The organism is Cupriavidus necator, assembly GCF_013141915.1.
In the GTDB taxonomy this organism is placed as follows: Bacteria; Pseudomonadota; Gammaproteobacteria; order Burkholderiales; family Burkholderiaceae; genus Cupriavidus; species Cupriavidus necator_B.
Genome location: NZ_SROX01000001.1, coordinates 171,371 through 191,025, shown reverse-complemented (window position 1 = coordinate 191,025; position 19,655 = coordinate 171,371). Strand labels below are relative to the sequence as shown.

Sequence of the window (19,655 nt, the reverse complement as noted above, 5' to 3'; positions counted from 1 at the left end):
CCAATGGCTCAGGTCACCGGCGCCGGATTGAACAGCACCAGTGCATTGCGGATCTTCCAGTGTTCCGCCCACGACTTCTTGCCGCTGGCCACGGCCAGCAGCGTGTGGAACAGCTCCCAGCCCACATCCTCGATGGTGGCTTCGCCGGTGGCGATGCGGCCGGCGTTGACGTCCATCAGGTCATGCCAGCGCCGCGCCAGGTCGTTGCGGGTGGATACCTTGATCACCGGCACCTCGGCCAGCCCGTACGGCGTGCCGCGCCCGGTGGTGAACACGTGCAGGTTCATGCCGGCTGCCAGTTGCAGCGTGCCGCAGACAAAGTCGCCGGCGGGCGTGGCGGCGTAGATCAAGCCTTTCTGCGTGACCTTTTCGCCGGGGCCGCTGACGCCATGGATGGGGCCGGTGCCGGACTTGACGATCGAGCCCATCGCCTTCTCGACGATGTTGGACAGGCCGCCCTGCTTGTTGCCCGGCGTGGTGTTGGCGCTGCGGTCGACCTGGCCCTGCGCCAGGTAGCGGTCGTACCAGGCCATCTGCTGCACCAGCGCCTCGGCCACCTCGGGCGTGGCCGCGCGCGCGGTGAGCTGGTCGATGCCGTCGCGCACCTCGGTCACCTCGGAAAACATCACGGTGGCCCCGGCGCGCACCAGCAGGTCGGTGGCAAAGCCCACCGCCGGGTTGGCGGTGACGCCGGAGAACGCGTCGCTGCCGCCGCACTGGACGCCGACCACCAGGTCCGATGCCGGGCAGGTCTCGCGCCGGCGCGCGTTCAGGCGCGCCAGATGCTTGTCCGCCGTGGCCATGATCGATTCGATCATGGAGGCAAAGCCCACGTGCTGCGCGTCCTGCAGGCAGACCACGTCGGGCTCGCCCGCCTGCTGGATCGGAATGGTGCCCGCGCCGATCAGGCGCGCGGGCTGCAGCTTCTCGCAGCCCAGGCTGACGATCATGACCTCGCCGCCGAAGTTCGGGTTCAGCGCGATATTGCGGATGGTGCGGATCGGGATGCCCGCATCGGGTGCGTCGATCGCGACGCCGCAACCATAGGTATGCTCCAGGCCGACCACATCGTCGACATTGGGATACTTCGGCAGCAGTTCTTCCTTGATGCGGCGCACCGCGATCTCGACCACGCCCTCGACGCACTGCACCGTGGTGGTAATGCCAAGAATATTGCGCGTGCCGACCGAGCCATCGGCATTGCAGTAGCCTTCGAAGGTATAGCCGTCCAGCGGCGGCAACGGCGCCACCCGCGTGCCGACCGGCAGGTGGTCCAGTCCGGGCGCGGCCGGCATGCGGATCACGCGTTCGTTGACCCAGCTACCGCGCGGCAGGTCCTTCAACGCATAGCCGATCACCACGTTGTAGCGAATCACCGCGTCGCCCTCGCGCAGGTCGGCCAGCGCCACCTTGTGGCCTTGCGGCACGCCCTCTGCCAGCACCAGACCGCACGGGAACGTGGTGCCCGCCGGCAGGCCACCGTCATTGGCGACGATGGCCACATTGTCGTCCGCGTGCATCGCGATATAGAGGGGACGCGCCGCCTGCGCGACTGCCGTGGGGCTTGCTGCCATGTCATCTCCAGCCCGATGGCTTGCATCGGGTCAGTGTTACGTTGTCTGACAACATTCTACCCGCATATCGACGGCGACGAGGGCGGGAAAACCCTAGGATTGGTCGCCAAACAGGCCCGACAATGGCTACGAAGTCCGAACGTTGTATGACAACAAGGCATGTGCTCCCTTCGGCATGGCCCCGTCAGGTGAGGCTTCGCTACCCGATCTGCTGCACCGCAAAATGACCGCTTCGGTCGAGATGGCCTATAAGGGTGCAACCGGTTTCATGGCGCACATGGGCCGGCCCGCCGATGCGCCGGTAATGAAATACGTCGCCCGGCCGCTCACGAATCCCTTCGCCGGCCGCTTGCCGCGGCCTGCCACACCACAGGAGGCACGACTCATGCGCTGGAAGCAACGTCCGCAAGGTTCCAACTGGGGAGACTTCGGCCCCGATGACCAACTGGGACGCATCAACCTGATCGGGCCCGAACAAGTCATCAAGGGCGCGCGCGAGGTGCAGGCCGGGCTGAGCTTCTGCCTGTCGCTGCCGCTGGACTACCCCGGTGGCAACAAGCTCAATCCGCGCCGCCATCCGCCGGTGCTGCGCCCGACCTTCCGCGACGACGCGCCGTACACCAACTTCCCGCTGGCGAAGATGGACCCCGCCGCGACCGATGTCATCAGCGACGACCAGGTGCTGATGTGCCTGCAGTACAGCACGCAATGGGACGCGCTGGCGCACGTGGGCGCACTGTTCGATGCCGATGGCGATGGCCGGCCCGAGCGCGTCTACTACAACGGCTACCGCGCCAACGAGCATGTGGTCGGCCCGGTCGACTATGCCGAGGACGACAACTTCGCGGCGCATCCATGCGGCCACGACCACAGCGCCGCCCACGCGCTCGGCATCGAGAACTTCGCCGTCAAGGGCATGCAGGGCCGCGGCGTGCTGGTCGACCTGGCGCACGTGTTCGGCATGGACTTCCGCAACGTTGGCTACGACGACCTGATGCGCGCACTGGAGGCCGGCAAGGCGGAAGTCGAACCGGGCGACATGCTGCTGCTGCGCACAGGCTTTGCCGAGGTGGTGCTGTCGATGCAGCGCGAGCCCGATGAAGCCGTGCTGCACCACAGTTGCTGCGCGCTCGACGGCCGCGACGACAAGCTGCTGAACTGGATCACCGATGCCGGCATCGCCGCGCTGATTGCCGACAACTACGCGGTGGAGCGCTACCCTGCCCGCCCCGCGCCCGAGGGCGAGGCCCACCACCCGCTGCTTCCGCTGCACCACCACTGCCTGTTCAAGCTGGGCCTGCCGCTGGGCGAGCTGTGGTACTTGCGCGAACTGGCGGACTGGCTGCGCGCCAACCGTCGCACGCGCTTCCAGCTGACCGCGCCGCCGCTGCGCCTGCCCGGCGCGGTAGGGTCGCCGGTGACGCCGATCGCCACGGTCTGAGGCAGCCACAATAAAGCCAACCACAATAAACCAGGGAGACACCATGAACCATCGCCACGCCATCCGCCGCATTGCCGCCGGCGCCCTCGCCTTCGCCGCGGCGCTGGCCTGCGGCACGGCCCAGGCCCAGCCCAAGGGCGCCGTCTCCGACGACGTCGTCAAGATCGGCATGCTGCTCGACATGAGCGGGCTGTATGCCGATGTCACCGGCCGCGGCAGTGCCACGGCGGCACAGATGGCGATCGACGACTTCGGCGGCAAGGTGCTGGGCAAGAAGATCGAGCTGGTCGTGGTCGATCACCAGAACAAGGCCGACATCGCCGCCAACAAGGCGCGCGAATGGTTCGACACCGCCAACGTCGACGCCATCCTCGACGTGGCCGCGTCGGCGCCGGCGCTGGCAGTGCTGGAGGTGGCCCGGCAGAAGAACCGCATCGTGGTGTTCTCCGGCCCGGGCACCGAGCGCATCACCAACGACCTGTGCACGCCGGTGTCGGTCCACTACGCCTACGACACCTACGCGCTGGCCAACACCACCGCGCGCGCGATGGTGCAGCGTGGCGGCAAGTCATGGTTCTTCCTGACCGCCGATTACGCCTTCGGGCACACGCTGCAGGACTCGGCCACCGCGGTCATCAACGAGACCGGCGGCAAGGTGCTGGGCGCCGCGCGCCATCCGCTGGGCACGAGCGACTTTGCCTCTTACCTGCTGCAGGCGCAGGCCAGCAAGGCACAGGTGGTGGGCCTGGCCAATGCGGGCGGCGACACCGTCAACGCTATCAAGGCCGCGTCGGAATTCGGCCTGACCCGCAACAATGCGCAGCGCATGGCGGGCCTGCTGCTCTATATCAACGATATCCATGCCATCGGGCTGAAGACGGCCGCCGGACTGGTGCTGACGGAAGCGTTCTACTGGGACATGAACGACGCCACGCGCGCCTGGTCGCGCCGCTATTTCGACAAGCTGAAGAAGATGCCCAACATGAGCCAGGCCGGCGCGTATTCCTCGGTGACGCACTACCTGAAGGCGGTGCAGGCGGCCGGCACCGACGACACCGCGGCGGTGATGAAGAAGATGAAGTCGATGCCGGTCAACGACTTCTTTGCCAGGAACGGCCGCATCCGCGAGGACGGCCGCATGATCCACGACATGTACCTGTTCGAAGTCAAGACGCCCGCCGAATCCAAGTATCCGTGGGATTACTACAAGGTGCTGGCGACGGTGCCGGGAGAGCAGGCGTTCATGCCGGTGGCGAAGTCGCAGTGCCCGTTGCTCAAGCGCTGATGGCAGTAGTGGCAGGGTGCAGGGGCGGCCGGTTACAGGGGAAAGTGCATGCCGATCTTTGACCGACTGCGACATTGAGCATCCCAGCGATCCGTGTCCGATCGTTTCGTTAATGCTGCCGAGCCACGACTTGGCTCGGCAGCAGTGTTCCCGGATGAGAAATGAACGTCGCCCTCGACGATCGCAACAGCCCACCTGCCGGCTTGTGCCAGCGCCTCACGCCATCTTCTTCGCCCTTGCCCGCACGCGAAGGTCACTCACCAGCGGCCACACCAGCACGAAAATCGCCAGCCCCATGATGGTCCCCACCAGACCGTTGGACCAGAAGATATCCAGCGCGCCCGACGACACCAGCATGGTCTGGCGGAAGGCATCCTCGGCGCGATCGCCCAGCACCAGCGCCAGCACCATTGGCGCCAGCGGATAGTCGAGCTTCTTCAGCACATACCCCACCACGCCGAAGCCGAGCATCAGCCAGACATCGAACAGCGCACCGTTCACGGTGTACGCGCCGATTGCGCAGATCACCAGGATCAGCGGCGCGATGATCGAGAACGGGATGCGCAGGATCGCCGCGAACAGCGGTACAGTCGACAGCACCACGATCAATCCGACGATGTTGCCCAGGTACATGCTGGCGATCAGCCCCCACACGAACGGCCCTTGCTCGGCGAACAGCAGCGGCCCTGGCTGCAGGCCCCAGATCATCAGGCCGCCCAGCAACACCGCGGCGGTGGCGGAACCGGGAATGCCCAGTGCCAGCATCGGCAGCAGCGCGCTGGTGCCGGCCGCGTGCGCGGCGGTCTCGGGCGCGACCACGCCTTCGACATTGCCTTGCCCGAACGATCCCGGATCCTTCGCCATGCGCTTGGCCACGCCATAGCCCATGAACGAGGCCGCGGTCGCGCCGCCGGGCGTGATGCCGAGCCAGCAGCCGATCACCGACGAGCGCAGCACGGTCAGCCAGTAGCGCGGCAGTTCGGCCCAGGTCTTCAGCACCACCTTCAGGTCGATACGGGCCTGCTTGCCGCGGAAGGCCACGCCCTCTTCCATGGTCATCAGAATCTCGCTGATGCCGAACAGGCCGATCACCGCCACCAGGAAGTCGAAGCCGCGCAGCAGCTCAGTCGAGCCGAACGTCATGCGCAGCGTGCCCGATACCGTGTCCATGCCGACCGCGGCCAGCACGAAGCCCAGGCACATCGCGATCAGGATCTTGGGCTTGGACTCCTTGCCCATGCCGACAAAGCTGCAGAACGTGAGCAGGTACACCGCGAAGAACTCGGGCGGGCCGAAGCGCAGCGCAAACTTTGCCACCATCGGCGCCAGGAAGGTGATCAGCAGCACGCCGGCCAGCGCGCCCCGGCAGGAACCGGTGAAGGCCGAGGTCAGCGCCTTGCCGGCTTCGCCGCGCTGCGCCATCGGGTAACCGTCGAAGGTGGTGGCGACCGACCAGGCTTCGCCCGGGATATTGAAGAGGATCGAGGTGATGGCCCCGCCAAACAATGCGCCCCAGTAGATGCACGACAACATGATGATGGCCGATACCGGCTCCATCGAGAATGTCAGCGGCAGCAGGATGGCCACGCCATTGGGGCCGCCCAGGCCGGGCAGCACGCCCACCACGATGCCGAGCAGGATGCCGGCGAACATCAGTCCGACGTTATGCCACGACAGCGCCACGGCAAAGCCGCCCATCAATGCATTGATTTCATCCATGACCTCTCCTAGTAGCCCAGCGCCGCTTCCAGCGGGCCTTTGGGCAGCGGTACACGGAACTGGATCTCGAAGATCCAGAACAGCAAGGCATTGACGCCGATCCCGATCAGGGCCGCCTTCCACCATGCTGACTTGCCGACCCAGACCATGAAGCCTGCCATGAAGGCGGCCGACGCCACATAGATGCCGAGCACCCCGATCAGCCCGACATACACGGTCAGCGGCACCAGGATGACGCCCACCTGTCGCAACTGCTGCCACGTCACGAACACTGCCGTGCCATCCGCGCGCAGCGCCTGCATGCCCACCAGCACGCTGCATACCAGGATGATGATGCCGACCCGCATCGGGAAATAACCCGCTTCCGGCCCGTCGGGCGCCCAGCCGGCGCCGATGCCGTAATTGCTGACGATCACGACCAGCGCGCCGGCCAGCAGGCACAGCGCCACCGCCAGTTCCACCGCCTTGACCGAGAGCCCGGCGCCCGCATGCGCCGCTACCTGTTGAGAATCCATGTTGTCCCCCGCCTTCCTTCAGGCCATCGGCTGCGCCGCGCGGCGCAGCCCCTTGGTGATCCGTGCCAGCGTCAGCGCGAGGCGACGAAGCCGGCCTCCTTGATGATGTCGCGGTGCGCGGCTTCATCGCGCGCCAGGAAGTCGGTCAGCGCCTTGCCGGTGAGGAAGTCGTTCTTCAGCGCATTCTTTTCCAGATACTCCTTCCATTCCGGCGTGGCCACGATCTTCTGCATCAGCTCCACGTAGTACTTCTGCTGTTCGGGGGTCACGCCGCCCGGCATCATGAACACGCGCAGCATCTGGTATTGCACGTCGAGCCCCTGCTCCTTGCAGGTCGGCACGTCATGCCAGCTCTGGGTCTGCGTGACCTTGCCGTTGTAGGCCATGCGCTGCGGCGCGAACACGCACAGCGCGCGATGCTCGCCGGCGCGCCACTGGCCGATCGACTCGGACGGATTGTTCACGTTGGCGTCGATATGCTGGCCAGACAGCTGCGTGGCCGCCTCACCGCCGCCCTTGTACGGCACGTAGATAAAGCGGGTGCCGGTCTTCTTCTGGACCAGCGAGGTGATGATCTGGTCTTCGCGCTTGGAACTGGTGCCGCCGACCTTGATCTTGCCGGCGCTGGCCCTGGACGCGTCGATGAACTGCGCGACGGTCTGGTACGGTGCCGCAGCATTGGTCCACAGCACGAACTCATCCTGCGCAATCATTGCCACCGGCGTGAGGTCGCGCCAGCTGAACGGCAGGTGGCTCACCATCGGCACCGTGTAGAGCGCCGACGAAGCCACCAGCAGCTTGTGCGGATTGCCCTGCGATGCCTTGGTATCCATCAACCCTTCGGCGCCGCTGGCGCCCGCCTTGTTCAGCACGATCACCGGTTGGCTCATCAGCTTGTGCTTGGCGATGATGCCCTGGATCGACCGTGCCATCTGGTCCGAGGCGCCACCGGCACCGAACGGCACCACGATCTCGACCGGCTTGGCCGGCTCCCATGCCCATGCGCTGAGGCAGGCCGTGGCGCCTACCACGGCCGCCAGGGTCTTCCTGACTGTATTGCGTTGCATCGTTGGTCTCCTTTGGCTTTGACTACCCGGTGCCGCTTGCCGCGGCTCTTCTTTTTTCTACCTGCGGCGTCAGCGGCTCAGGCCGCGCGCCGCGATGTCCCACAACTCGGCCACGTACCCGTCGCGGCAGCACACGTACTGCGCGTGCAGGTTCGCGGTGGGATCGCAGTGGCCTGGCACCAGCCAGAGCTTGTTCCCCAGCAGGGCCGGGCCGTCTTCTTGCAGCACCTGCAGCACGCCGTGTTCATCGTTGGCCGCGACATAGCGCAGCCACTCGCTGCCCTGGCCGGACCACAGCCGCGGCAGGCCGGAGTCCACCGCGACCGACTTCAACCCCGCATCGCACACCGCCCCGCCGGCGCGCGCGGTGCTCATCACCGTGGTCGACAGGAAGAGGGCGTGGCGGGGCTGGAAGCGCCCGGGCCATTCGCTGGCGCCATAGTGGCCGTCGAGGAACAGGTAGCTGCCGGGCTGGATCTCCGTATAGACACCGCTCTCGCAATCGAACTCCGCGCTGCCGCTGCCGCCGCCGGTGACGACCGCGCAGGCGATGCCGCGGGCATCGAGATGGCGCACATAGGCGTGCGCCAGCTCGGCGGCGTGGCGCGCGGCGTCCCGACGCTGGGTCCAGTGCGGCAGGTGCTGGGCGCCGCCGTGATACGCCTGCAGCCCGCCGAAGCGCAGCGACGGCGCCGCGCCGATGGCATCGGCGAGCCGGCTCAACGCTTGCGGACTGTCGACCCCGCAACGCCCCTGCCCCACGTCGACTTCCGCGAGCGCGGTGATACGCACCCCGCCGGCCGCCGCAGCGGCTGCCATCGCCGCCACCTGGCGCACGTCGTCGACGCAGATGCTCAGGTCCACGTGCCGAGCCAGCTCCACCGCCATGGCCAGCTTGTCGGCGCCGACGAACTCGTTGCTGATGTGGATGCTGGCAATCCCGGCGGCGGTAAACGGGTACGCCTCGCTGAGCTTCTGGCAGCAGATGCCCACCGCGCCGGCGGCGATCTGCCGCTGCGCGATCGCGACCGACTTGTGCGCCTTGGCATGCGGGCGCAGGGCCACGCCGCCGGCATCGGCGAGGGCCTGCATCCGCGCGAGGTTATGGTCGAAGGCATCGAGATCGACCAGCAGCGCGGGCGTGCCCACGTCCTCGACACGGTCGCCGATTCTTGCCGGCGCGGGCGGCCGCAGCAGGGCGCGGTCCTGGGCCGGGTTGCGCATCGGCTCAGACATGGCGCCCCCCTTCCAGCGCCATCGCCAGCACCCGCGCCACGTGCAGCGCCTCGGTGTCGGCACCGTCGCGGATCTGGTGGCGGCAACTGGTGCCGTCCGCCACCACGAGGGCGCCAGCCGCGCGCCGGCGCACCGCCGGCAGCAGCGACAGCTCGGCCATCGCCTGCGACGCCGCGAAGTGCTCCGCCTCATAGCCGAAGCTGCCAGCCATGCCGCAGCATGACGACTCCACCGGCGCCACCTTCAGGCCCGGGATCCAACCCAGCACGGTCTGCACCGGCGTGAACGCATCGAACGCCTTCTGGTGGCAGTGGCCATGCACGATGGCCTCGGATACCTGCAGCGGCTGCAGCGGCAGGTCCAGCCGGCCGGCCTGCCGCTCGCGCACCAGGAACTCCTCGAACAGGAACGACAGGCCGGCGAGCTTGCGCGCCTCGTCGCCATAGCCATAGCCCAGGAATTCGTCGCGCAGCGACAGCAGGCACGACGGCTCCAGGCCCACCACCGGCACGCCGCGCTCGACGAACGGACGCAGCGCATCCAGCAGCCGGCGTGCCTCGGCCTTGGCCTGCTCGACCAGGCCCGCGGCCAGGAAGGTCCGGCCGCAGCACAGCGGGCGTTCGCCCGCGCGGGTGTTGAAATGCACCGTATATCCGGCGGCTTCCAGCACGGCTTGCGCGGCGCGCGCGTTGTCGGGCTCCATGTAGTTGCTGAAGGTATCGACGAAGAGCAGCACTTCGCGGCCATCGGTCTTGCGGCCTGCGTCATGGCCCGCGGCGCGCCCCGCCAGGAACGGCGCGGTGAAACGCGGCAGCGACCGATGCGGGGCAAACCCCAGCGCGCGCCGGATCCAGCCAGAAACCCCGGGCACGCGGTCGGCCAGCGCCAGCAGTCCCGACACGCGGCTGGCCAGCGGCGCATAGCGCGGCAGGAACGCCACCATGCGCTCGCGCAGGCCGACACCGTGCCGGCTGGTCCATGCGTGGCGCGCCTCGATCTTGAACCTGGCCATGTCGACGCCGGTCGGGCAGTCGCGCTTGCAGCCCTTGCAGGACACGCACAGGTCCAGTGCCTCCTTGACCTCGGCACTGGCCAGCCCGTCGGTGCCGAGCTGCCCGGACAGCGCCAGCCGCAGCGTGTTGGCGCGGCCGCGCGTCAGGTGCTGTTCGTCCTTGGTCACGCGATAGCTGGGGCACATGGTGCCGGCGTCGAACTTGCGGCAGTGGCCGTTGTTGTTGCACATCTCCACGGCCGAAGCCAGCCCATGCGTGGCGGTATCGTTGCCGGTGCCGGGCGCGGTCTCGACCCCCGTGATCGGGTCGCGCCGCACGTTCCACGCCGACCAGTCCAGCGCGGGCGTAAGCGGCAGCGCGGCGTAGCCGGGCGCGAAGCGGAAGTTCTCGCGCGCGTCCATTTTGGGCGGCCGCACGATCTTGTCGGGGTTGAAGCGGTTGTCCGGATCGAACAGCGCCTTGATCTCGCTGAACGCGGCGTTGATGCGCGGGCCGTATTGCCACGCCACCCACTCGCCGCGGCACAGGCCGTCGCCGTGCTCGCCGGAGTAGGCGCCCTTGTACGCACGCACCAGTTCGGCCGCCTCTTCTGCAATCTCGCGCATGCGCAGCGCGCCGTCGCGGCGCATATCCAGGATCGGCCGCACGTGCAGCGTGCCAACGCTGGCGTGGGCGTACCAGGTGCCCTCGGTCTTGTGCTTGTGGAAGACTTCGGTCAGCCGGCGGGTGTATTCGGCCAGGTGCTCGAGCGGCACCGCGCAGTCCTCGATAAACGATACCGGCTTGCCGTCGCCCTTCATGCTCATCATGATGTTCAGGCCGGCCTTGCGCACCTCCCACAGCGCCTTCTGCGCCTTCTCCTCGGGCATCTTGACCACCGAACCGGGCAGGCCGAGGTCCGCCATCAGCTCGGCAAGCTGGTCCAGCTGCGCCAGCAGCGCCTGCCGGTCGTCACCGGCAAATTCCACCAGCAGGATGGCTTGCGGATCGCCCGTCAGCGCGCGCTCGACCACCGGGCGGAAGGCGGGGTTCTCCATCGACAGGCCGATCATGGTGCGATCGACCAGTTCCACCGCCACCGGGCGCAGCCTGACGATATGCTGCGTCATGTCCATGGCCTGGTAGAACGTGGGAAAGTTGACCACGCCCAGCACCTTGTGCGCCGGCAGCGGCGCCAGCTTCAGCGTGAGCTGGCGGCTGCAGGCCAGCGTGCCTTCGGAGCCCACCAGGATATGCGCCAGGTTGGCGTGGCCGTCGTCGGTATAGGCGCGCGGATTCTGGCAGTCGAACAAGTCGATGTTGTAGCCGGCCACGCGGCGCAGCACCTTGGGCATGCGCTCCGCGATCTCGTCGCGCTCGCGCGTGGCGATGCGCTGCAGGCCGCGCAGAATGCCCTCGGCGCGCCCTGGCGCCACCGGCTGCGCCAGCGAACCGAAGTGGCATGCGCTGCCGTCCGCCAGCACCGCATCGATCGCCAGCACGTTATGCACCATGTTGCCGTAGGCGATCGAGCGCGAGCCGCACGAGTTGTTGCCGGCCATGCCGCCGATGGTGCACTGCGCCCCCGTGGAAACATCGACCGGAAACCACAGCCCGTGCGGCTTGAGCCAGGCGTTCAGGTGGTCCAGCACGATGCCGGGCTCGACCGTCACCGTGCGCGCGCCGGCATCGAAGGCGACCACGTTGTTGAGCCATTTGCTGGTGTCGATGACCAGGGCCTCGCCCACGGTCTGGCCGCACTGGCTGGTGCCGGCGCCACGCGCCAGCACCGGCACGCGCTGGTCCCGCGCGATGTCGAGCGCGCGCACCAGGTCAGCCTGGTCGCGCGGCACTACCACGCCGACCGGCATGATCTGGTAGATCGAGGCATCGGTGGCGTAGCGGCCGCGCGCGGCGCGGTCGAACAGCACGTCGCCACGCAACTCCTTGCGCAACAGCGCCGACAGCGGCGAGTTGGCCCGCTGCTGCGCTGGCACCAGGTGGATCGGCTTGACCAGCAAGGGAGACGAATTCATGTTCATGGCATGCAAGAAACAAGGGGCTGCGCGCCCATGGCGATGCATGCGGCAGCCTGCCCGGCGGACGCATGCGCTGGTAACGCTCCGGCCCCGATGGCAGGCGGCAGCGCACCGCGCCGCCTCCTGCCCGGATCGGCGCCGCTCAATCGACGCCGCTCACGCTGCGGCCTTGAGCACCGGCGTGTCAGCGTGCGCGGCCAGCGACGCCATCGCCGCGGCCACGCCGCTGCCGGCAAGCGGCACGCCCGCCAGCTTCAGCCCCATCTCGCAACCGGCCAGCGTGGCCATCAGGGTCAGGTCATTGCAGTCGCCCAGATGGCCGATGCGGAACATGCGTCCGCGCATCTTGCCCAGCGCCTGTCCCAGCGACATGTCGAAGCGTTCATAGATCAGCTTGCGCACCGCATCCGCGTCGACCCCGTCGGGCATCATCACGCCGGTCAGCACCGGGCTGTACACCGCGGGATCCGCGCACTGGATTTCCAGGCCCCAGGCGCGCACCGCGCAGCGCGTCGCTTCCGCCAGGCGCCGATGGCGGGCAAAGACCTGTTCCAGGCCCTCGCCCAGGATCATGTCGAGCGCTTCGGACAGGCCATACAGCAGGTTGGTATTGGGCGTATAGGGCCAGTAGCCGTTCTGGTTGGCCTCGATGATCTCGGTCCAACCCCAGAACGCGCGCGGCAGCCTGGCATGCTGGCTGGCGGCGATCGCCTTGGGCGAGAGCGCGTTGAAGCTGATGCCCGGCGGCAGCATCAGGCCCTTCTGCGAGCCAGACACGGTCACGTCCACGCCCCACTCGTCATGGCGATAGTCGGCCGAACCCAGCCCCGAAATGGTGTCCACCAGCAGCAGCGCCGGGTGCCCGGCGGCATCGATGGCGCGGCGCACCGCCGCGATATCGGAAATCACGCCGGTCGAGGTCTCGTTGTGCACCACGCAGACCGCCCGGATCGCGTGGCCAGCGTCCTGGCGCAGGCGCGCTTCGATCATGTCCGGCTGCACCCCGCGGCGCCAGCCTTCGATGCCGGGCAAGCCCAGGAATTCGGGGCGCAGGCCCAGCGCTTCGGCCATCTTCTTCCACAGCGTGGCGAAGTGGCCGGTCTCGAACATCAGCACCTGGTCGCCCGGGCTGAGCGTATTGGTCAGCGCCGCTTCCCAGGCGCCGGTGCCCGAGGCGGGATAGATGATCACCGGATGCTGCGTCTTGAAGATTTCCTTGATACCGGCCAGCACCTTGCGGCCCAGCGCGCCGAACTCCGGCCCACGGTGGTCGATGGTCGGGTAGCTCAGCGCGCGCAGGATGCGGTCGGGCACGGGGCTCGGGCCGGGGATCTGAAGAAAGTGGCGGCCAGAGGGATGGAAATCGAGGTGAACCATGGAATCGCGCCTCCTGTTGGATTATGAATTTTGAATTCAATCGAATATAGCAGGCCGGCTGGGGCGAACCAAGGTGGAATTTGCGCATTTTTGTTGTGGTTAACCCGCGTTTTGGAGACGAATGAGCGGATGCAGTAGAATCTGCGCCAACTGCATAGAGGACATTGAATGCAAAACTCACACAACGACGGCGTGGCAGGCCAGCCAGCCCCCCCTGCCACCCTGCCCCGGCTGGCGCGCCCGCGCCTGCATGACACCGTGGTCGAGCACCTGCGGCAATTCATCGTCGAAGGGGTGTTCGCCCCGGGTACCAAGCTCAATGAACGCGAGTTATGCGAAACCCTTGGCATTTCCCGCACGCCGTTGCGCGAAGCGCTGAAGGTGCTGGCGGCCGAGGGCCTGATCGATCTGTTGCCCAACCGCGGCGCCAGCATCTCCCGCATGAGCGAGGCAGAGGTCAGGGAGAGCTTCGAGCTGATGAGCGGGCTGGAGGCGTTTTCCGGCGAACTGGCGTGCGAGCGCATCACGGCGGCCGAACTGGCGCAGATCAAGGCCTTGCACTACGGCATGCTGGCCTGCCGCGCACGCAACGACCTGCCGGGCTACTACAGCCGCAACCAGGAGATCCATGACCGGATCAATGAGGCTGCGCGCAATGGAGCGCTGCGCCAGACGTACCAGTCGATCAACCGCCGCCTGCAGGCCCTGCGTTTTCGCTCCAACCAGCAAAGCGGCAAGTGGGACGAAGCCGTCGAGGACCATGAAGAGATGATCCAGGCGCTGGAAGCCCGCGACGGCAAGCGGCTGGCGGCAGTACTGAAACGTCACTTGCTGGAAAAGCGCGATGCGGTCCTCCCACTGGTGTCGGGCGACGGCGCTATAGGTGCTACGGCCAGGCCTTCTGAAGACAGATCTTTCTGAAATCGACACCAGCGTGACCGCGGCGCGGCATTTACACCCGCCAGGGCCGGATTTTTCTTGCCTCCACACCGATACTGTATATATTTACAGTACCTGTATGGATGAACAGTGGAGCCCCGGCATGGAACACCTGATCCGCGTGCAAAACGACTATGACCGCCAAGTCCTGGCATGGCTGCGCGGGCGCATCGGCGACGCCGCGCTGCAGGCCGCGGCGCAACGCCTGGCTGGCCCGCGCAAGCCCTATCTGTCCACCATTTGCCGCAGCCTGGGCATCCGCCCACCCAGCAGGCGCCAGTTCGCCGCCGAGGCGGGACGCCTGCACCGCGCGGTGGGCGACAGCTACCTGGCCCGCATCCGGGAAATCCTGGCACAAGCCCCTGCGCACGAAGCCCCGCACCAGTAGGGATTTGCCCGATCACCGGCCACGCCCGCGCCAGCGAACGCGTGCCGCAAGTATCATGAAAGCCCCGTTGCCGTCACACGGCACGGGGCTTCTTGCTTCGCAGCGTTTTCATCCTTCCAAGGCCGATATGAGCGAACACCGCATTCCCACGGACGCCCTGCACCAGTGGGTGACCGAACTCTGGCGTGCCGCCGGCAGCAGCGCACAGGAGGCACAGCTGACCGCCGACCACCTCGTCGGCGCCAACCTGAGCGGGCATGACTCCCACGGCGTCGGCATGATCCCGCGCTATGTACTGGCATGGCAGGCCGACGAGCTGCAACTGAACCGGGAGGTCAGCGTGCTGCACGACGCCGGCAGCCTGCTCAGCCTGGACGGCAACCGCGGCATGGGGCAGGCGGTGACGGCGCAAGCCATGCAGATGGCCATCGCCCGCGCCCGCGAGCACGGCGTCTGCGTGATGGGGCTGCGCCAGTCGCACCATCTGGGGCGCGTCGGCCACTGGGCCGAGCAGGCCACGGCCGCGGGCATGATCTCGATACACTTCGTCAACGTGCTGTCCAAGCCGATCGTGGCGCCCCACGGCGGCTACGACGCGCGCTATGGCACCAATCCGTTCACCATCGGCGTGCCGATGGCGGGCGAGCCGCCGCTGGTGCTCGACTTTGCCACCAGCGCCGTGGCGCTGGGCAAGGTGCGCGTGGCCCATAACAAGGGCGCGCCGGTGGCGCCGGGCTGCCTGCTCGATGCGCTGGGCGAGCCCACCACCGATGCCGCCGTGATGTACCCGCCCGCCGGCACGCCGCAGGGCGCCTTGCGGCCCTTTGGCGAGCACAAGGGCCATGTGCTGGCGGTGATGTGCGAGCTGCTGGGCGCCGCGGTCACGGGCGGCCATACCATCCGCCCGGACACACTGCGGCATCAGCACGCGGTCTGGAACAACATGCTGGCGATCGTGTTCGATCCCGCGCGGCTCGGCACCAGCACCTCGTTCGGGCATGAAGTGGCCGCCTTCGCCGACTGGATGAAAAGCTCGCGCCTGCAGCCCGGCCAGCCCGGCATATACCTGCCGGGTGAACCCGAACGCGCCTGCCGCGCGGCCCGCGCCACGCAGATCCCGGTCGATGCCGGCACGCTGGCGCAACTGGACGACGCCGCGGCCCGCGTCGCGGCGGCGCGCGCTGGCACGCATCCGGCGCCCGGTCCGCTGTCTGCGCTGGCGTGCGACTGACTATCATCAGATATGCGCCCGGCGCGGTGCGCGACGCACTCCCAGGCCGGCGCCTGAACCCCAACCGGACATCGACATGAGCAAGATCGGCTTTATCGGGCTTGGCGTGATGGGCAAGCCCATGGTGCGGCACCTGGTCGACGGCGGGCATACCGTGTTGTCCCATAGCCGCAGCGGCGTGCCGCAAGACCTGCAGGATGCCGGCGTGACGGCCTGCGCCAGCGCCGAGGACGTGGCCAGGCAGTCGGAGACAATCATCCTGATGCTGCCCGACACGCCCGACGTGGAAAAGGTGCTGTTCGGCGAGCGTGGCGTGGCCGACGGCCTGGCCGATACCACGGGCGGCGTCACGGTGATCGACATGAGCTCGATCTCGCCGATCGCCACCCGCGAGTTCGCCCGCTGCATCGAGGCCATCGGGGCCGACTACATCGACGCGCCGGTGTCGGGCGGTGAAGTCGGCGCCAAGGCCGGCACCCTGTCGATCATGGCCGGCGGCAAGCAGGAGGTGTTCGACCGCGTGCTGCCGATCCTGCAGCTGATGGGCAAGAACATCACGCGCGTGGGCGCGGCCGGCGATGGCCAGGTCGCGAAGGTGGCCAACCAGGTGATCGTGGCGCTGACCATCGAGGCCGTCAGCGAAGCCCTGGTGCTGGCGGCCCGCGCTGGCGCCGACCCGGCCCGCGTGCGCGAGGCATTGATGGGCGGCTTTGCCAGTTCACGCATTCTCGAAGTGCACGGTGAGCGGATGATCCGGCGCACCTTCGACCCTGGCTTTCGCATCGCGCTGCACCAGAAGGACCTGGAGCTGGCACTCTCCACCGCGCGCCAGCTTGGCGTCGGCCTGCCCAATACGGCGTCGTGCCAGCAGCTGTTCAATGTCTGCAGCGGGCTGGGCGGTGCGGCCTGGGACCATTCCGGGCTGGTCCGGGCGATCGAGCATTTGTCCTCGTACGCTATCGGCGACGCGCCGCCCGCCGGCTAAGCGCCAGGCCCGCATGCCGCACGCAAACACCGCGTTGCTGACCGCGCTGGCGATGCTGGCATTCGCCGGCAATTCGCTGCTGTGCCGGCTGGCGCTGAAAGGCACCACCATCGACGCCGGCACGTTCACGCTGGCACGCGTCGCCGCGGCGGCGGCGGTGTTGTGGCTGATCGTGATGGCGCGGCGGCAGGCCGGGCGCAACGGCGCGGGCGCCATGGCGCTGGGCGGCAACTGGGTGTCGGCGCTGGCCCTGTTCTGCTATGCCGCCGCGTTTTCGTTCGCGTATGAGCGCCTGAGCGCCGGCACCGGGGCCTTGCTGCTGTTTGCCGCGGTGCAGGCCACCATGATCGGCTACGGGCTCTACACCGGCGAGCCGCTGCGCCCGCAGCAGTGGGTCGGCCTGGCGCTGGCGCTGACCGGCCTGGTCTGGCTGATGCTGCCGGGCCTGGCGACACCGCCGCTGGCCTCGTCGTTGCTGATGGTTGCCGCAGGCATTGCGTGGGGCATCTATTCCCTGCGTGGCAAGCGTGCCGGGGATCCGGTCGAGACCACCGCGGGCAATTTCGTGCGCGCCGTGCCCATGGCGCTGGCCCTCGGTGCCGCGATCCAGGCGCAGCGCTCGCTCGATGTCCCGGGGCTGGCCTATGCGGTGGCTTCTGGTGCCCTTACCTCGGGACTCGGCTATGTGATCTGGTACACCGCGGTGCCGCGCCTGCGGGCGGCGACCGCCGCCACCGTGCAGTTGAGCGTGCCGGTCATCGCCGCGGTGGGCGGCATCGCGTTGCTGGGGGAAGCCCTGAGCTTGCGGCTGGCGTTGAGCGCGGCAGCGGTGCTGGGCGGCATTGCGCTGGTGATCTTCGGCAAGCAGGCCGAGCCCGCCTAGCTGCGCCGCGCGGCGGTCGGCACCGTGGCTGGCGGCGCGCGGCAATGGCGGTGCCAGGCACAGCGCGAATTCGGTCCGCCGCCGCCAGCTGGAGCGCCAACTGCACCGAAGCGGCGCACCCGTGAACGAAAACGGCCCGCGCATGGGGCACGGGCCGTCGCGACTGGCCACGGTGTGGCCACCAGCGGCTTACATCTTCTGCTTGGTGTTTTCCGCCGCGCCCTGCACCTTCTCGCCGCCGCGCTCGATGTCCTTGCCTGCGCCTGCCATGGTGTTGCAACCCGTGACCAGCAGCATGCCAGCGAGGGCAAACAGTGCGTATAGCTTTCTCATGATGATCTCCTTGCTTCGTGTGGATGCGGCATGCGCCGCCGGGATGGAAGAGCTCGGAATGGCTTGACCGGGCAGCCTGTTGCCCAACCGGCAATTGGATCGTAGCAATCCGCGGCGGGACGAAAAGTCGGCATTCGTCCTACCCCGATGTCAGCAGAACGCGCGACATGGCGCGACGGCGCGCCGCACGATGGCGGTGCGGCGTGCCGGGTGCGGGCTGGTCCCGAATATGCTTGTAGGACAGCGACCGATAGCCCGCCGGCGCGGGATCGCTTAAAACCTAGAGTCACTGCCAGCCATCACGGAGAACACCATGACGTCACGCAGCATCCACGTGCTTCCCGCCACGACCGGCGACGCCGAATACGCCAGCGCGGGGGAATGGGCGCTTACGATCGAGGGCCTGGAGAGCGGCCCCGACAGCGCGGCACTGCACTTCCCGACCCAGGAAGCCGCCATCGCCGCCGGCTGGATGCGTGCCCGCGAAGACGGCGTGTCGCTGTGCATCCACGGCCGTGACGGACTGGTACGTGAACGCAGGATTTACTGCCGCGACACCCGCGGTGATACCCGCCTCGGCCGCTAACGCGACCCCCGGCTGGCCGGCCCGTCGAGGTGCCGGCTGCCTTGCCTTGCGTGCCCGCTGACACGATGGGCCGCAACGACTCATTGCGCCTGATGCATTGCGTCGCATCAAAGTTTCTGCGCATCTTCTACTGAAAACCACGGGTTCACCGCCAATACTGGAGTCAGGCCGCCGGCCGACGACCAGGACAACCGAGACCCGTGATGCGCTTTCTTCTCCGATACCGTCCGCTGGACATCTATCCCGACCCGCTCGACGCCAGGGTGGCGGAACTGCATGATCTTGCCGCGGACATCGAGGTTCGCCACGCCCGCAAGTGGCGCCGGCACGGCTCCATGCTGACCCGGCATGACGGCACAGCGGCCGCGTTTCCCACCGGCGACCCAAAAACGCGGCACTGATGCGCCATGGCCAAGGTAATGCCCTACCGTGAGACGAATGTGAACAAGTGTCATATCGGGTTGGCAAGACCATGACCCCTGCTAAAGAATGGTTATCCGCAGGCAAGGAACCCGATCGGCGGGTTCGCTGCCGCGCCATTTTTCTGACGCAGCGACATGAATCGAACCACCCGGGAATGCGTGACGGCGTTGATGTCCAGCCTGCGTGCCAATGGGCCCATGCCCCGGCACCGGCTTGCCGCAGCCAGCCGCCTGAGCGCCGCGGAACTGACCCGCGCGCTCAAATCCGCCCGCCAGATGGGCGTCGTGGCCTATGAAGGCGAGCCCGAGTTGCCGGCCGAGGCCGATACGCTCCTCATGCTGACCGGCCGGCCCTTGCCACCTCCACGGCGCGTCACGCCTGCGCCGCGCGAAAACACCCCGCACTTTGAGCCGCTGCTCGATGTCTGGGGCATCGCCCGCCCCGCCGGCCTGCGGCGCGGACACGCCTCCTGACCTGCCTCTCGCGCTCCCGGCACCCCGGCTCGCCCGCGTGCCGATCTTACAAAGGCAGGTAAGCCGCACACGCACAAGCCAAGCCTGGCAACCGCTCCGGCCGGCTCTTGCGCAGGGTACGGAACTTGCGCGACGCTTCGGGCTATGGCTTTCGCTTCCCTGAGCGTGC

Annotated in this window: 18 protein-coding genes; 10 read left to right on the top strand and 8 right to left on the bottom strand. The window is 67.7% G+C overall.

The annotated features are described in order from the left end of the window. Nucleotides 1-8: 8 nt before the first annotated feature. On the bottom strand, nucleotides 9-1,574 hold the full coding sequence (gene garD, locus E5S69_RS00905; RefSeq protein WP_171513142.1) for a galactarate dehydratase: 1,566 nt from the start codon (nucleotides 1,572-1,574) through the stop codon (nucleotides 9-11). Between the two features lie 385 nt (nucleotides 1,575-1,959). Here garD and E5S69_RS00900 point away from each other — a divergent pair, with 385 nt between their 5' ends. Both E5S69_RS00900 and E5S69_RS00895 read left to right on the top strand, forming a co-directional pair. Continuing rightward, entirely contained in the window at nucleotides 1,960-3,015 is a 1,056-nt protein-coding gene (locus tag E5S69_RS00900) for a cyclase family protein (protein ID WP_171513141.1), read from the top strand. A gap of 43 nt (nucleotides 3,016-3,058) precedes the next feature. Then, nucleotides 3,059-4,300 (top strand): ABC transporter substrate-binding protein, encoded by a 1,242-nt coding sequence (locus E5S69_RS00895; RefSeq protein WP_171513140.1) that lies wholly within the window; start codon nucleotides 3,059-3,061, stop codon nucleotides 4,298-4,300. A gap of 216 nt (nucleotides 4,301-4,516) precedes the next feature. On the opposite strand, the gene E5S69_RS00890 is transcribed toward E5S69_RS00895, so the two are convergent. The 6 genes from E5S69_RS00890 to E5S69_RS00865 all read right to left on the bottom strand — a co-directional run bounded on the left by E5S69_RS00890 (nucleotide 4,517) and on the right by E5S69_RS00865 (nucleotide 13,245). Continuing rightward, nucleotides 4,517-6,019, bottom strand: a complete 1,503-nt coding sequence (locus tag E5S69_RS00890; protein WP_171513139.1) for a tripartite tricarboxylate transporter permease — start codon at nucleotides 6,017-6,019, stop codon at nucleotides 4,517-4,519. A gap of 8 nt (nucleotides 6,020-6,027) precedes the next feature. After that, a complete protein-coding gene (locus tag E5S69_RS00885; RefSeq protein ID WP_171513138.1) occupies nucleotides 6,028-6,534 on the bottom strand; it encodes a tripartite tricarboxylate transporter TctB family protein in 507 nt (168 codons plus the stop codon). Nucleotides 6,535-6,605: 71 nt separating this feature from the next. After that, entirely contained in the window at nucleotides 6,606-7,601 is a 996-nt protein-coding gene (locus E5S69_RS00880; protein ID WP_171513137.1) for a Bug family tripartite tricarboxylate transporter substrate binding protein, read from the bottom strand. 69 nt (nucleotides 7,602-7,670) lie between these two features. Next, on the bottom strand, nucleotides 7,671-8,837 hold the full coding sequence (locus tag E5S69_RS00875) for a DSD1 family PLP-dependent enzyme (protein ID WP_236901153.1): 1,167 nt from the start codon (nucleotides 8,835-8,837) through the stop codon (nucleotides 7,671-7,673). Then, a complete protein-coding gene (locus tag E5S69_RS00870) occupies nucleotides 8,830-11,871 on the bottom strand; it encodes an FAD-binding and (Fe-S)-binding domain-containing protein (protein WP_171513136.1) in 3,042 nt (1,013 codons plus the stop codon). The genes E5S69_RS00875 and E5S69_RS00870 overlap by 8 nt, the downstream gene beginning before the upstream one ends. Before the next feature lie 153 nt (nucleotides 11,872-12,024). Beyond that, a complete protein-coding gene (locus tag E5S69_RS00865) occupies nucleotides 12,025-13,245 on the bottom strand; it encodes a pyridoxal-phosphate-dependent aminotransferase family protein (RefSeq protein WP_171513135.1) in 1,221 nt (406 codons plus the stop codon). 168 nt (nucleotides 13,246-13,413) lie between these two features. On the opposite strand from E5S69_RS00865, the gene E5S69_RS00860 reads away from it, so the two are divergent. The 5 genes from E5S69_RS00860 (at nucleotide 13,414) to E5S69_RS00840 (ending at nucleotide 17,671) form a co-directional block, all read left to right on the top strand. Further along, nucleotides 13,414-14,166: a GntR family transcriptional regulator gene (locus E5S69_RS00860; RefSeq protein WP_171513134.1), complete on the top strand. Its 753-nt coding sequence runs from the start codon at nucleotides 13,414-13,416 to the stop codon at nucleotides 14,164-14,166. A gap of 121 nt (nucleotides 14,167-14,287) precedes the next feature. Continuing rightward, on the top strand, nucleotides 14,288-14,572 hold the full coding sequence (locus E5S69_RS00855) for a hypothetical protein (protein ID WP_171513133.1): 285 nt from the start codon (nucleotides 14,288-14,290) through the stop codon (nucleotides 14,570-14,572). Between the two features lie 127 nt (nucleotides 14,573-14,699). Continuing rightward, nucleotides 14,700-15,803, top strand: coding sequence for a malate/lactate/ureidoglycolate dehydrogenase (locus E5S69_RS00850; protein ID WP_171513132.1), 1,104 nt, complete (start codon nucleotides 14,700-14,702; stop codon nucleotides 15,801-15,803). A 76-nt stretch (nucleotides 15,804-15,879) separates the two neighbouring features. After that, nucleotides 15,880-16,788 (top strand): 2-hydroxy-3-oxopropionate reductase, encoded by a 909-nt coding sequence (locus E5S69_RS00845; protein WP_171513131.1) that lies wholly within the window; start codon nucleotides 15,880-15,882, stop codon nucleotides 16,786-16,788. Between the two features lie 13 nt (nucleotides 16,789-16,801). Then, the gene (locus tag E5S69_RS00840) at nucleotides 16,802-17,671 is read left to right on the top strand and encodes a DMT family transporter (RefSeq protein ID WP_171513130.1); all 870 of its coding nucleotides are present in this window, start codon (nucleotides 16,802-16,804) and stop codon (nucleotides 17,669-17,671) included. Nucleotides 17,672-17,860: 189 nt separating this feature from the next. On the opposite strand, the gene E5S69_RS00835 is transcribed toward E5S69_RS00840, so the two are convergent. Continuing rightward, the gene (locus E5S69_RS00835) at nucleotides 17,861-18,004 is read right to left on the bottom strand and encodes an entericidin A/B family lipoprotein (RefSeq protein WP_042881786.1); all 144 of its coding nucleotides are present in this window, start codon (nucleotides 18,002-18,004) and stop codon (nucleotides 17,861-17,863) included. Between the two features lie 313 nt (nucleotides 18,005-18,317). On the opposite strand from E5S69_RS00835, the gene E5S69_RS00830 reads away from it, so the two are divergent. From E5S69_RS00830 to E5S69_RS00820, 3 genes are all read left to right on the top strand, one after another. Further along, nucleotides 18,318-18,590: a DUF2188 domain-containing protein gene (locus E5S69_RS00830; RefSeq protein WP_171513129.1), complete on the top strand. Its 273-nt coding sequence runs from the start codon at nucleotides 18,318-18,320 to the stop codon at nucleotides 18,588-18,590. Between the two features lie 203 nt (nucleotides 18,591-18,793). Then, nucleotides 18,794-18,991 carry a hypothetical protein gene (locus E5S69_RS00825; protein ID WP_171513883.1) on the top strand — a complete coding sequence of 66 codons (198 nt, stop codon included), beginning with the start codon at nucleotides 18,794-18,796 and terminating at the stop codon, nucleotides 18,989-18,991. A 156-nt stretch (nucleotides 18,992-19,147) separates the two neighbouring features. Then, the gene (locus E5S69_RS00820; RefSeq protein ID WP_171513128.1) at nucleotides 19,148-19,486 is read left to right on the top strand and encodes a hypothetical protein; all 339 of its coding nucleotides are present in this window, start codon (nucleotides 19,148-19,150) and stop codon (nucleotides 19,484-19,486) included. Nucleotides 19,487-19,655 lie beyond the last annotated feature (169 nt).

Coding starts and splice junctions, on each gene's coding strand:
- E5S69_RS00895 (WP_171513140.1), top strand. CDS start 3,059: ATGAACCATCGCCACGCCATCCGCCGCATTGCCGCCGGCGCCCTCGCC.
- E5S69_RS00870 (WP_171513136.1), bottom strand. CDS start 11,871: ATGAACATGAATTCGTCTCCCTTGCTGGTCAAGCCGATCCACCTGGTG.
- E5S69_RS00840 (WP_171513130.1), top strand. CDS start 16,802: ATGCCGCACGCAAACACCGCGTTGCTGACCGCGCTGGCGATGCTGGCA.
- garD (WP_171513142.1), bottom strand. CDS start 1,574: ATGGCAGCAAGCCCCACGGCAGTCGCGCAGGCGGCGCGTCCCCTCTAT.
- E5S69_RS00820 (WP_171513128.1), top strand. CDS start 19,148: ATGAATCGAACCACCCGGGAATGCGTGACGGCGTTGATGTCCAGCCTG.
- E5S69_RS00860 (WP_171513134.1), top strand. CDS start 13,414: ATGCAAAACTCACACAACGACGGCGTGGCAGGCCAGCCAGCCCCCCCT.
- E5S69_RS00865 (WP_171513135.1), bottom strand. CDS start 13,245: ATGGTTCACCTCGATTTCCATCCCTCTGGCCGCCACTTTCTTCAGATC.
- E5S69_RS00875 (WP_236901153.1), bottom strand. CDS start 8,837: ATGTCTGAGCCGATGCGCAACCCGGCCCAGGACCGCGCCCTGCTGCGG.
- E5S69_RS00900 (WP_171513141.1), top strand. CDS start 1,960: ATGCGCTGGAAGCAACGTCCGCAAGGTTCCAACTGGGGAGACTTCGGC.
- E5S69_RS00850 (WP_171513132.1), top strand. CDS start 14,700: ATGAGCGAACACCGCATTCCCACGGACGCCCTGCACCAGTGGGTGACC.
- E5S69_RS00890 (WP_171513139.1), bottom strand. CDS start 6,019: ATGGATGAAATCAATGCATTGATGGGCGGCTTTGCCGTGGCGCTGTCG.
- E5S69_RS00830 (WP_171513129.1), top strand. CDS start 18,318: ATGACGTCACGCAGCATCCACGTGCTTCCCGCCACGACCGGCGACGCC.
- E5S69_RS00845 (WP_171513131.1), top strand. CDS start 15,880: ATGAGCAAGATCGGCTTTATCGGGCTTGGCGTGATGGGCAAGCCCATG.
- E5S69_RS00825 (WP_171513883.1), top strand. CDS start 18,794: ATGCGCTTTCTTCTCCGATACCGTCCGCTGGACATCTATCCCGACCCG.
- E5S69_RS00880 (WP_171513137.1), bottom strand. CDS start 7,601: ATGCAACGCAATACAGTCAGGAAGACCCTGGCGGCCGTGGTAGGCGCC.
- E5S69_RS00855 (WP_171513133.1), top strand. CDS start 14,288: ATGGAACACCTGATCCGCGTGCAAAACGACTATGACCGCCAAGTCCTG.
- E5S69_RS00835 (WP_042881786.1), bottom strand. CDS start 18,004: ATGAGAAAGCTATACGCACTGTTTGCCCTCGCTGGCATGCTGCTGGTC.
- E5S69_RS00885 (WP_171513138.1), bottom strand. CDS start 6,534: ATGGATTCTCAACAGGTAGCGGCGCATGCGGGCGCCGGGCTCTCGGTC.